Annotated in this window: 10 protein-coding genes; 2 read left to right on the forward strand and 8 right to left on the reverse strand. The window is 36.9% G+C overall.

Features of this window, described 5'->3' with window-relative positions:
* Positions 1–98: 98 nt before the first annotated feature.
* The 7 genes from pepT to PR767_RS02495 all read right to left on the reverse strand — a co-directional run bounded on the left by pepT (position 99) and on the right by PR767_RS02495 (position 9,109).
* Entirely contained in the window at positions 99–1,331 is a 1,233-nt protein-coding gene (pepT, locus tag PR767_RS02465; RefSeq protein ID WP_109911209.1) for a peptidase T, read from the reverse strand.
* A gap of 67 nt (positions 1,332–1,398) precedes the next feature.
* Positions 1,399–2,952: an AbgT family transporter gene (locus PR767_RS02470; protein ID WP_272519840.1), complete on the reverse strand. Its 1,554-nt coding sequence runs from the start codon at positions 2,950–2,952 to the stop codon at positions 1,399–1,401.
* 295 nt (positions 2,953–3,247) lie between these two features.
* Complete coding sequence (psiE, locus tag PR767_RS02475; protein WP_371021253.1) at positions 3,248–3,655, reverse strand: phosphate-starvation-inducible protein PsiE; 408 nt, start codon at positions 3,653–3,655, stop codon at positions 3,248–3,250.
* 183 nt (positions 3,656–3,838) lie between these two features.
* Complete coding sequence (locus PR767_RS02480; RefSeq protein ID WP_109911206.1) at positions 3,839–4,252, reverse strand: GFA family protein; 414 nt, start codon at positions 4,250–4,252, stop codon at positions 3,839–3,841.
* 73 nt (positions 4,253–4,325) lie between these two features.
* The gene (locus PR767_RS02485; RefSeq protein ID WP_109911205.1) at positions 4,326–4,595 is read right to left on the reverse strand and encodes a hypothetical protein; all 270 of its coding nucleotides are present in this window, start codon (positions 4,593–4,595) and stop codon (positions 4,326–4,328) included.
* 165 nt (positions 4,596–4,760) lie between these two features.
* Complete coding sequence (locus PR767_RS02490; RefSeq protein ID WP_210783343.1) at positions 4,761–6,248, reverse strand: DUF3999 family protein; 1,488 nt, start codon at positions 6,246–6,248, stop codon at positions 4,761–4,763.
* Entirely contained in the window at positions 6,245–9,109 is a 2,865-nt protein-coding gene (locus tag PR767_RS02495; protein ID WP_110731866.1) for a DUF2339 domain-containing protein, read from the reverse strand. Before PR767_RS02495 ends, PR767_RS02490 begins: the two co-directional genes overlap by 4 nt.
* A 591-nt stretch (positions 9,110–9,700) precedes the next feature.
* Here PR767_RS02495 and PR767_RS02500 point away from each other — a divergent pair.
* Both PR767_RS02500 and glpX read left to right on the forward strand, forming a co-directional pair.
* Positions 9,701–10,624, forward strand: a complete 924-nt coding sequence (locus tag PR767_RS02500; RefSeq protein ID WP_004910140.1) for an AEC family transporter — start codon at positions 9,701–9,703, stop codon at positions 10,622–10,624.
* Positions 10,625–10,786: 162 nt separating this feature from the next.
* Entirely contained in the window at positions 10,787–11,764 is a 978-nt protein-coding gene (glpX, locus tag PR767_RS02505) for a class II fructose-bisphosphatase (RefSeq protein WP_181937027.1), read from the forward strand.
* Between the two features lie 74 nt (positions 11,765–11,838).
* Here glpX and dtpA read toward each other — a convergent pair whose 3' ends face one another.
* A complete protein-coding gene (gene dtpA / locus PR767_RS02510; protein WP_109911202.1) occupies positions 11,839–13,305 on the reverse strand; it encodes a dipeptide/tripeptide permease DtpA in 1,467 nt (488 codons plus the stop codon).
* Positions 13,306–13,610: the final 305 nt, after the last annotated feature.

The raw sequence follows: 13,610 nt of genomic DNA on the forward strand, positions 1-13,610 counted from the left end.
AATAATATTAAATTATAATTTAGGTGAATGACTCATGGAAATTAATAATTAAAGACCACCTTATTAAGTGGTCTTATTATTAAGAGTTAACTGATGCGTTATTTTTTTCCAACTAAACGACAAATAGTTTCTGATACTAGGTAGCTTTTCTCAAAAGAACTGATTGGTAAAAATTCAAAGCATGAGTGGAAATTAAGTGCGCCAGTAAAATAATTTGGGGTTAAGACGCCTCTTGCTGATAAAGCTGAACCATCCGTACCACCACGCATCGGGATCACTTTAGGCTCAACCTTTTGAATTTTCAATGCATCGAAAATTAAATCAATCGCTGTACGATCATCACCTAACGAGTCACTAATATTGCTATACACATCTACAATGCTGCATTCAATTTTTGCTCTTGGATGACGTGCTTTTATTAATTCAATAGCTTGTTCTATAAAACGTTTTCGAGCTGCAAAACTATGGCGGTCAAAATCACGGATCGCCATTTTAATTTTAGCATTATCAGGGTTTGCGATTAAATCTGTGACATAAAAATAGCCTTCGCGATGCTCTGTGTGCTCTGGGGTATCAAAACGGTCAAAACAGCCAATAAAATCATGCGCAACCCGAATAGGGTTCAATAATACATTCTTAGCTGACATGGGATGTGCGGTAATACCTTTAATTGAAACTTCGATAGAAGCTGCATTAAACGTTTCATACACAACCTCACCAAGCGCACAGCAGTCAATAGTATAAGCAAAATCAACATTAAAGCGGGTTAAATCCATAATTTTAGAACCGCGTAGACCAATTTCTTCATCAGGTACAAACGCAACGTAGATATCCCCACAATCAAAATCAGCATATTGCAGTTTATGCATTAATTCCATAACAACCGTTACAGCGGCTTTATTATCAGCACCCAGTACGCTGGTTCCATCACTAAAAATAATATCTTCACCAATATAAGGTGCAGCTTCAGGGTGCTCTGCAGTCTTAAACCAAATGTTTTCTTTTTCATTTAAACATAAATCCTGGCCTTCATACCTCAAAGTTTGAGGCTTAATGATGGGAGATAACCCAACATCGACAGTATCTAAATGAGTCACAAAACCTATTTTTGGCGCTGAAGGCTTATTTCCTGGACGCATTGCATATAAGATGGCATGGTCATCAATATAAACATTTTTCAGACCATAGTTTTCAAGCTCTTGAGCTAATAATTTTGCTAGTTCACGTTGCCCTTCTGTACTTGGAACAACTATGCTTGCTGCGTCACTTTGGCTTTCAATAGCGAGATAGCGGTAAAAACGCTGCTCTAATTGTTTACCTAATTCGTTCATTTCATATTCCTTGCATTGACTATATTTACCCTATCTACTTACTTAATAGATAAGGTATTGGCCCTACTTACTGTGCAGGATGCCATGTGTAACCGCTGTCGAAACCAATTGGGATATCAAAAGCCCAGAACAAATATAATGTTGAAGTCAAAATAATTAATAACCCAACAGTAAACGGGATCATCATTGAGCACAATGTTCCTATTCCTGCATTTTTATAGTATTTTTGACAATACATCAGGATTAACGGATAAAACGGAAACATCGGTGTGCTCACGTTCATTGCTGAGTCACTGACACGAAATGCCGCTTGTGTTAACTCAGGTGAAATTCCCACTGCCATTAGCATCGGTACCAATACTGGCGCCATGACTGCCCATTTTGATGTCGCTGAAGTAATCATGATATTTAAAATAGCGGTTAATAGAATGACGCCAAAAACAGTCATTCCAGATGGCATATCAAGTGTACGTAATAACTCAGCTCCTGAAAGTGCTAATAATGTGCCTAAATTAGAATGTTGAAATGAATATAAAAATTGGGCAGCAAAAAAAGCAAAAACAATAAATGGGATAAGTGACTTAGTAATATTTTCCATTGCCTTAACAACATCTTTTGTTGACGTAAAAGATTTCGTCATATAACCATAAACAATGCCTGGCAAAGCAAAGAAAATAAACAGTAAAGGCACAACGATTTGCATAATAGGTGCTTTAGGGCTAGTTAAGCTGGCATCAGGCCCGCGTAATGGAGAATTCTCTGGCCATAACAATGCAAATAATCCGATACCTAACGCAATTAGCACTAAACCTGAAATACGAAAAGCACGATTCTCAGTGGCCGTAATTTTACCTAAATCTTTTTCAGAATCAGTATCCACTTCGTTTGAATTGATCGGACAATTTTTATTTAACCATGGTTCAACAATCTTTTCAGTGATAAACCAACACGTGAAAATAACCCCAAATGTACCACCCAAACTAAAAAAATAGTTACATAAAACATTTACGCTATAACCTGGCGCTAGCATTTGTGCGGCATCTTGCGTAAAACTTTGCATTATTGGGTCAATAATTGACGGCGTATAACTTGCAGTAAATCCCCCCGCTAAACCTGCAAATGCAGCAGCAATCCCAGCTAATGGATGACGACCACTCGCATAAAACATCATCGCTGCCACTGGCATTAAAATCACATAGGCAGAGTCTGAAGCAATATGAGAAACAATCCCGACAAACACCACGGTAGGCGTTAACATTCTAGGAGAAATAAACGACAACATTTTTTTCAATGCAGTATTAATAAAACCACTGCTTTCAGCAATACCAATACCTAACGTTGCCACTATCGTTATACCGAGAGGAGGGAAATTAATGAAGTTTTTAACTGCCGCAGTAATAAATAATATTATTTCCTCATACTGAAACATATTAACTATAGCAATTTTTTCTTTTGAAATAGGATGGTAATAACTAAAATCTACGAAAGAAAGTAGATAAGATAAAAACCAACATATAATCAGGGCATAAACAAACAGCATAGTCACATCAGGCATAACATTACCAATGCGCTCAACACGGTTTAAGAACCCTTTTTTCTTGGGAAGTGTTTTAGTTGTCATATTTACAAGCTACTTATGTTATTAGAATAGAAACTTTATAACAGTAAATAACCTATATATAAAAGTAAAATACTTTTGTGATTAGTTTTAACAGGATAAACTAGTTGCAAATTAAAACATTAGAATTATTTATATTAATTTTATATTTCAAATATGCTATATCTTAAATTTTATAAACTTATAGGTTTAGATGTAGAATATATCACTTAAGTGTTTGGCTTCGTGGTTACGCATACAAAAAAAGGAATAATAATTACACCTTTTTTTGTATGCAAGTAAATTACACTAATGTATGTTATTCACGCTTTAATTTTTCAGTATTTGCAATATAAAGTGCTACAACAAGAACCAAAATCGCCCCTGCATGTAACAGAGTTGTCATTGGGTCACTATGGTCAACAATAATTAAGCGAATAATTGCGGTAATACCTATATATATAAAATACCTTAGTGGAAAGTGATAGCCCGACATAAAATACTTTATTATCAAAGCAATAAACTCAAAATACAGAAAATAAATGACAATACCTTCTAGTAACTCATAAGCCGTTGCTCCTTTTGAGCTACCAAACATTAATGAAGCCATTGTCACTGTTTCTTTAGCTAAGAAGAATACAAGTACAGCAGCGAGTGCTATCAAGCCTATATTTAATATCCATTGCAGTACCCACGCGATATTACTCGCATGACGCATTCCTTTCATACTGTTCATTTTTTATCCCTCTGAACAACTTCTAAGTCTATTTATTACCTTAATTGTAAAACAAATTTAAGTCGTTCGCATGACAAATAAGAACTTAATTTAACCAATAAAATCAAAAAATACAGTCTGAATAGCTACTGCCGAATTGCCTATTTCTTGCTATTAATACTATAACTAGAAACTTTAGTCAGATGATGGGGACATCATTTCCATAATATCCTTCTCTGTCAACATAGGTGTTTTTTCTACAAAGTTATAATACTTAGGCTTGCTATCGATGTAAATTTGCATACTCATTTGCGCATCTTGGCTCTCTTTAAATAAAGCGGCTGATGCATAATATGTTGAAGGTGAAAGTAAATGATAAAAAAGGTGTGAACCACAATTTTTACAAAATGCACGTTCTCCCCATTGAGATGACGCAAAAATTGTCACAGCTTCTTGCCCCTCAATTATTAAATCGTTACCGCAATCAACACTAAAACCTGGGCCGCCATTCCATTTTTGGCACATTCCGCAATGGCATACACTGACATGACTAATATCTTTTGTAGTTGTGATTTTTACAGAACCACACAAACATTGGCCTTGATGCATAGAATCCCCTTTATTTTGATCGTAGATTTATAATCTCAATATGAACATGTCCGCAGAAAAGTTAAGTGATGATTTACCTTTCATCTATTCTGAATTGTCGCCCGCTAAAACGTTTATCGTTAACAATACTGCGCAGCTGTGAACTATCAAATTCTTTCGTTTCCCGTTCAAATTCAATATCTGCATCATTTCCATCTGTGTTTTGTAGTACATATTCATACGTCACTTTATTATGCATTGCAATTTCTGTTAATACCGTATTACTCGTAGCTTGGGCAGCTATTGAAAAACCAGTCAAAATAACAACCATAATAAATATACGAGCCAGTAATGTTTTTTTCATCATCATCTCCTATTCTGTTAGAACTGTTTTAGCGCAAATCCCCGTCAGAAAAAACAGACTACAAGTAAGAGTTATCATGATTAAGTAAAGAGATGTCAAAACTGTCAACGACGTAAATTAATACCAAATAGGGAACCATTCCCTATTTAGTTAATAAAAATCTAGTTATAGCTCTTCATTATTTGTTTTATCTGAAGAGTTAACTTCTCTTAATAAATACCAGCAAAAATACCCTAATACTAATATTCCAATAAATAACAATACCCATAAGGTAATTGTCAGCCAGTTAAAATTATCATCAACTGCGTCTGTTGCAGTTAACCTATCTACACCACCCAATTCAATGACTGTATTATCAAGAAAGAGCTGAGGGTAATTCGTCATTAGTTCATCAATGCTATCTGGTTTCCCTATCAGCTGGCTTGTGGTCAATTTATCAAAGCTTGCTTGTTTATTCCCCCAAACAAGCAAATACGGAGCGGGACCTTGTAAATTAAAAATAAGGTTATAAGCATCTCGTTTCCCCGTTAGCCTTGGTGGTTGGTCCTCCCAACTGCCTTTGAGTGCAGAAATTCTTACTTTACCTACCATTTCGCCATAAAGTGTAGTGCTCGGATTACTAACTAATTCACCATCTATTATTTGATTATATGCAACAATATTAGTGAGTAATTTCCAACTTTCACCTCTATCAGATGAATACTCTATTTTTAGTGGGATCACGCGATTTGATTGCTGCAATTGTATTTGTAATTCACTTAATGGCTGAGCTCTTGGCAATTGATATATAACATGGTCTTTTGAAACTCCATCATTGGTCATTTCAAAATGGAATAATTCCTGGCGATAAGTTGAATTAAGTATACTAGAAGTAGCATTTACTTTTAATAAGTCAGGGATAACAATATCAGGGCCACTGACAATCACAGCCATAAGATAAGGTGCATTCAATGCCTTTGAATTACCATTTAATAATTCAATATTATTACTTGCAATAGTTTCAGAATTTAACTTCAAATTCATAATTGGCTGGTTTGTTGCTATATTTAGCCAGTTTTCTTTGTCATCACTGGAAAAAACAAATACCTTTGCCTGCCATTCATTCTCACTTTTAGCCCAGTCTAATGTCAGGTTTTTAATTGGCGTATCTTTGGTTTGACTTTGATTTCTCGTTAATAAATAAGCCTGATAAGCAACATTGTCTTTTACCTGCATACTAGGCAACTCAATTCTATCTACCTTGCCTGGAATAGATTCAACTAATAGATGTTGCCTTTCTCTACGCACATCATCATGAGAATTAACGCTATCAACCTGCGTCACTAAACGTTGTGGCGTAAAAGTCACCTTCTCATTAGAAATGGACTTTTCCGTATCAGAAAATAAGACTGAAGGAATTTCATTACCCGTACCGTTAAAGACGCGAACATCTTGCAAGGTCTTGGGGTACGCTGAATTAATGTATGCATTTACAGGGAGCTCTAACCAATAAAAAGGAGTCGATGTATCGAGTACATTTATTTCTGAGCCTTGATAAAAGCTATAAGGTGTAGCCTCTTCTACTGTCTGCGCATTTAAGTAACTTGAAAACAATAATGACAAAGAGAAGACTGCAAAAAACCTTCTTAGCCCGGTATTTTTTATTAAACTCATGATTGTTTCTCCTGTTCGACTTTCCCTTTTGTTTCTTTTGGTGGTAATGGTGAAAAATACCCAACAATTAAAATTAATAATGCAACGCCAATAAATGAAATTGCGCGAGAAATACCACCCTGCCCATAAATATCAATTAAGAATAACTTGGCAATAACACAAGCAAAAATACCGGCTCCCATAAACCACCAAATACGATTTTTCTTAATAGCGGCAATAGTGATACAGGCTAGTGCAGCCAATGCCCAACTGATAGAAAGCACAGTTTGCAATAAGCGCGAATCATAAAGAGTATCATAGTTCCAATTTAGCTCAGCGAAATCTGCTATTGCACGAATTAAGATACCGTTAAACCAATAAGCAGAAAGTGCAATTATAGCCACTAATAAACTACGTAGAATCCAAAAATTAGCCACTGTCATGTTGCGTATTTTTTGAGTGAAACCTTTACGTATTAAAATTAGAGTCGCAATACTAAATAACCCAGCTTCATCTAATGGGTTGATTAACGGCACATAACTCCAAAAGGTCAATTTGCCATCTTCTAAATTCGCATAGCAAGATAATACAATTAACCCCACTGTCACAGGGAGCATTGCATACCAGTAAATTAACCCATTACGTTTCATTGGTGGCATTCTATTTTGTTGTAGCCAATAAAGAACAATCACGGTTAGCGTTATCGCCATGACATAAATAAAATACCCCACTTCGTGCATTCCCCATGGCAAAATGGAGACAAACCAATTCACCTGAGTACCAATAAATGCAAGAATTAGCCATAAATTAGCGCTATGAAGTACTCTTTGCATCCAGCGATCACGAAGTTTATACGCATGAATAACAAATAAAACAGAACTACCCAATACAACTGGCCATATAAGAGAACCTTCGCCACGCCCCATCGGGTTTTGGTCATTTAAGAAATCTAAACCAAGATAATAATATCCCGCAATCCATAGGATGGATTGGCAAAGTAGCAATGGCACCCAATTTATATGGATAGCATATAAACGCCAGAACCAAACAGAAATAACGACCAAAACTAAAATAATAAAGCCTTCAGATTCACGGCTCCATGATAAAATATCCGTAAATAAGGGGAGCCAGCAAAACCAAGTCACCAAGCCAATAATTAAGAAACCATAGCTAAATAAAGTAAAGTTGCTGTCTTCATGACGACGAGTATGGAAAAGCCCTCCGGCCATAAAACATGCGATTAATAGCACTGGCACCATATAAGTACTACTGCGACTCCAATATAAATAAGGATAATCACTTAATAAGGTTATTGCGCTAATAACAATCAATAAAGAGCCAATAGCCGCCATTTTTTTCTGGTTTTGCTGTAAACCGAACCAAAGAATTAACAGCCCTTCTAATGACCAAATAATGGAAGTCCACTCAAATGTTAACGCTAGTGGAATAGCTAAAGTAATAAAACCAGCACCAATAATAATATTCGCTAATGCCATATTTTTGCCAGCAGATTTATAGCGCTTATGTACTTGTGATCCAGTAATCAGATATAACAAACCAACCATCAGTGAAATAAAGGCTGGTAATAGACCTTCCCCTTGTGAAATAAAGAATTGAAGGGCAATACTAATAAAAGGTGGAACAAACAGAAGTGTATTATCAACAATCAGTTGCTTGCTATGTTCAAAACGCAGTGAAAACAGTTGAGTTAAGGCATTAAATACAACTAAATTAGCGATGATAAAGAGTTGGCAAGATAAATAATAGCCTGGTTGGTAATTTTCTAATCCCCATAAAATGGCAACACCATAAGTCATCACCATACCAACTAAATTTAAAGGGCGCCAAGCTTGCCACACACTAATAACCAAAATACCAATGGACAGCATCAGGTAATAAGAGAACAAGACAACATGACTTCCACCGCCAGTAGAAAGCAATACCGGTGCTAAATACCCACCTATTGATGCTAAAACGGCTAAACTAATAGTTCGCTGCAATAATGCCAAAGCTATACTTGCTGCACAAATAAGTAACATAAACGCGAATGCCATTCCATATGGCACTATCGTATATAATTTAAAGGCAGCAAAAATAGTGATATACAAGCAGCCTATCGCCCCTCCTTGTAAAATCAACCCAAATAATGCCTTTTTGTTTCGTAACCACCAGCCAACCCCTAGTAAAGCTAAGCACCCTACTGCACTGAAAATTAACCGCATTTGCGGTGAAATAATTTCATTTTGCACGCTGTAATTCAGTAAATATGCCACACCTAGGAATAACAGTAGGATACCTATTTTCGCAACCGGGTTTCCTTTAAATAGCCAACTAAAGAAATGGCTGAATATTGATTTATCGTGACTAACCGAATGCTGATTGCTTTGATTTGTATTAGGCTTATTACGATTAAATCGATTTGGGTCAATTTGCTGTACTAGCGTGTTATCAAACCTATTTGGATTGGTATTTTCATGAGTAGATTGCTCCCTCATCGGAGCTGAATTCACATTATCAGATAAACCATGTTCTTTTTCAGCTTGCTGGTAAGCAACATGGCTCATCGAGGCAAGCTCTTGAGTTGCTCCCTGTTCGTTGTCTAATTTAACGTCCGCACTAGAAGAGAATTCATTTCCCTCTTGCTCTACAGGCGCATCCTGTATTTCATTTAAAACTGGTTGAGGAGATGCCACACCATAAACGGATATACTCTGCGTATATTTTGCTTTTGAAAGCAAAGTCTCTAATGAGGAAACCTTCTGATTTAACAGCGAAATTTGGTACTGCAACCGACCTGTTCGATTGATGGCAATGATAGCAAGAATCGGAGCTAGCACTAGCAGAAAAACTAATACGAGTCCTACTAGTATCCAAGTATCCACAAATAGGTTTCCTCATAATAAAATTCACAATTGAGAATCTGGAAAATAATGACCACGATTACTGCTAGTGTAAATAGCATTGATCCCCTTGCCAACTAAATGTAATAAACTGTTACAAAATAATTCGTTACATGCTGCTTTTAGGTATACCTTAGACAAAAAAGAAGCGATACTTCCCTTCTTTTATGTATGACTTATTAATACTCCCATTAGTTATTTTAGTAACTAAGAAAACCCTTAATCATCATTTAATGATAATTTCATTCATAAAGAATAGGTAACTGATATAACTATCTATTCTTAATATTCCTTTTTAGATGCTCAAAAAATTAGTCATTAAAATTTTATTAGTACAATTTTTTTTATTATGTTATCTATATAATAGCTTTATCTGCAAACATTACTCTAATACTTATTATCCTTAAATGACTAAAGTCATTTATAATTATGTTAATTAGTTTCTTAATTAAGCACTGATAAAAACATAAATGTTTTAATTTAAATAAAGTTAACACACGGGAAAATGTTAACTGTCATTCCACAGATTTTTTATTCGACAAAGCCTATCGCATAATATCGGGAGAATTTTTAATGTTAACTCACATTATACTTGCTGCTTTAGGGCCCATTGTTCTTGGATTAGCCGTCGGTTGGCTATCGGGTAAATATGGGTTTATCAAAAGAGAGTATTCCCAAGCCTTTGCTGACTTTGTAGTTAAAATAGCATTACCATTTGCATTATTTCTAGCTGCTGCACAGGCTCCACCCTCGGTATTGCTCAATATTGACTACTTATTAGCATTAGCCGTAGGACTAATTGCAACATACGTGATTGGTTTTATTTTTGGTAAGTTTATTTTTCGTCACAATAAGAAAGATGCTGCAATGCAAGCATTGTCGGTGTCTTTTCCTGATATGGCCTACTGTGGGCCACCTGTCTTGCTCGCAACTGTCGGGTCATCAGGCTTAATCGCTATGGTATTAGGCAACCTTATTTATACTGTCATTATTATCCCATTTACTCTCTTAATGATCAGTGGCTCACAGCAAGGGCATAGTGTCTTTAAATCTGTTGGGAAAGCCATTGCCCAGCCCTTAGTTTTTCTTCCTATTCTAGGGGCATTATTGGCTATTTTTGGTGTCAAATTACCTGAAATATTACAAAACTCAGTTAATGAATTAGGTAAAACAGCAGGCGGAGTCGCTTTATTCTTCCTTGGATTGCTCCTTTCAGGAATCAAACTGACAATAAGTAAGGAAATTATATTTAACGTCTTTATAAAAAACTTTGTTCAAGCCGCTCTTATTTTAGGGACTGGGCTCGCTTTAGGATTACAAGATGATTTACTTAAAGCCGCGTTTATCATTGGTGTATTACCCACCGCGACCGCTGTTCCTGCATTAGCAATTAGTAATCAGGCCTATACGGAAACCTCTGCTGGAACCGTGTTATTAAGTACACTTGCTGCCTTAATTTCGATTATTGGCGGTATCACTATCGTCGAAATGCTTTAGCTTTCAAATTAATGGTAGCCTAAACATAGGCTGCCATTTCATTGCGGCACTAAATTCTCTGTTGCTTTTATCACCTATAATTTGCCAGACAGATCACAAAAAACGTATCATAGAGATAAGTACTTTTCTTTTATACACCTAGGATACGAACAAAAAATGAAAATTAGTGATGAGTTAGCTTCCGCTATCGCTTCCGTTACTGAAGTCGCTGCTGTAGCTGCCTTCGATTGGGTAGGTAAACAAGATAAAAATGCCGCAGATAAAGCCGCTGTTGAAGCAATGAGAAATCGCCTAAATGAAATTGATTTTCATGGCAAAATTGTCATTGGTGAAGGTGAAATCGACGATGCTCCCATGCTATATATTGGCGAGCAAGTTGGCAAACAATCCGGGTCTGTTGGGTTAGATATCGCAGTAGATCCTATTGATGGAACACGTATGGTGGCTTGTAATGAAAAAAATGCCATTGCCGTACTTGCTGCCGCGCCAACGGGAACACTGCTTCAAGCACCTGATATGTATATGGAAAAACTTGTTGTTGGTGCCGCAGCGAAAGGAGCTGTTCACCTAGCAAATCCCCTAGAAAAAAATTTAGAATTTCTTTCCTCCGCACTGAATAAACCCATTTCAAATCTTTCAATCGCAGTGCTTGATAAACCTCGCCATCAACATATTATTAAAACTATCCGTAATTTTGGTGCGAATGTGATTACCATCCCTGATGGTGATGTACTCGCCTCATTACTTACCATTCTTCCGGAGCATCCCATTGATATGATGTATGGGACTGGTGGTGCTCCTGAAGGCATTATCAGTGCAGCCATCGCACGCGCTTTAGGCGGTGATATGCAAGCAAGGCTAATTTCTCGAGATAAAGCCAAAGGTGATAGCGAAGAAAACAAACAGCTCGCGGCACAAGAAATTTTGCGCTGTCAGCAAATGGGGTTAGAAATTGGTGAGGTGTTATCTTTAGACCAGATGGTGAGTACTTCTGATGTCATATTTGCCGCCACAGCTATCACACCAACAATCTTGATGGATGGTGTATCAATAGATGCTTACAGCCGTATTTCAAATACCATTTTGGTTAATGGCCGTGACCGTTCGCTAAAACTGATTAATAATCGCTATTTTAATTAATGCAACAATACAGTATGTCATATATATCAAAAGGGCTTTTCAGCCCTTTTGATTACAACTATTTAAGATGAAAATTAACGCTCAAGAGTCATACGATTTAACATCGGAGCAGTTAAAACCATCAAAATTGCCATCACACCAGTCACTAAACCAATCTTCAGGAATACGTCACTGTACACAGCTAAAGATTCAACTTTACTAGTAAGTTCACCTTCTGGTGCCGCTGCCATTGAGGCAACATACCCTGCGATAAATGCTGCTGCTGAGTTAGTCAGGAACCACGCGCCCATAATAAAGCCCATTAAACGCTGTGGAACTAACTGAGCTACCATCGCAAGGCCAAGACCTGAGATCATCAGCTCACCAATACTTTGGAAGCCATAGCAGATAACTAGCCATTGAACAGAAACAATCCCAGCTTCATTTGCAAATTTCGCACCTAATGGCAAAACTAAGAATGCCGCGGAACATAGCAACATACCAATAGCAAATTTATGTGGCATCGGTAAGTTGTCGCCCATTTTATTATAAATTGCAGCTAAAATTGGGCTTCCAATCATGATCCATAATGGATTCAGAGCTTGGTATTGTGCAGGCTCAATAGAAAAACCAAAAACTTCATGCTCTACGTTATGTAATGCAAAGAAGTTTAGCGATGTAGGCATTTGGCTATAAAGAACAAAGAATACAATCGCTTCAAGCATTAGAATCAATGCAACAATCATGCGGCGACGCGCCGTACCTTTCAGTGCTAATGTTTCTTTGATAAAGATAACTAAAATACCCAAAGAAATAATCGCTAATGCTGTACGAGCAATACCGAGGTTATGCAATAGCCATGTTGAAATCGCAATGAGTGCAACAACACCAGCGACAGTTGCGACCAACCTTGAGATCACGACAGGAGCGAAGTCAGGCTTTGAGCCATGTTGAGAAACCCATTTTTTACACATATAGAAGTTAATCAATGTGATAATCAGGCCTACAACACTAAGAGAGAACGCAACATCCCAGCCATAATGTTTTGCTAACCATGGTGTTGCAATCATTGAGAAGAATGAGCCGATATTCACGGACATATAGTACATGGTGAATGCACCGTCCAAACGAGGGTCGTCTTTTTCATAGCAGGTTGATAACAGTGATGATGGGTTTGCTTTAAACAAACCATTACCAACTGCAATAGTCGCTAAGCCAACATACACCATCGACACGTCATGCCCTGAGAAAGCAACAAATGCGTACCCCGCAATCAGTGTTATCGTTCCAAGAACAATAACACGTTTTGTTCCGAGAACTTTATCCCCTAACCAACCACCTACCGCAACAAAACCATAAACTAATGCTGCAAACGCCGAGAAAAGTGTAATTGATTCTGTTTCTGACATACCCAGCACTTGGCTTAGGTATATTGGAAGGATCCCTTGAAGACCGTAGTAACCAAAACGTTCCCAGAGTTCGATAGAAAAAATAAGATAGAATGAGCGAGGTTGCTTAAACGCGTTAAGACTGACTTCCTCTTTGTTATTTGTTGTGGACACAAGTTACCTCTAGTACAACCTGTACATATGCAAAAAAACCACGGAACGCTCTATGCGCTCTCGCATTGTTATGATCTCAAGAATTCAAAGTTGAAAAGATTCACTTTTGGTAGGAGGAGTATCATTCCCTGACCTCAAAACAAACAAAACTGTGTGTAGACTTGTTTATGGATCTCAAACATAAATTCAATGAGTTAAAGCACATTTGATTATTTATTCAACATTAATTGGCAGATAACCCGCCCAGAACCCAATAATCAATTAAGCCATATACGTTATTTATGCACCAAAATTAAAGAATTAGC

This window comes from Providencia sp. PROV223 (genome assembly GCF_028479245.1).
GTDB lineage: Bacteria > Pseudomonadota > Gammaproteobacteria > Enterobacterales > Enterobacteriaceae > Providencia > Providencia rettgeri.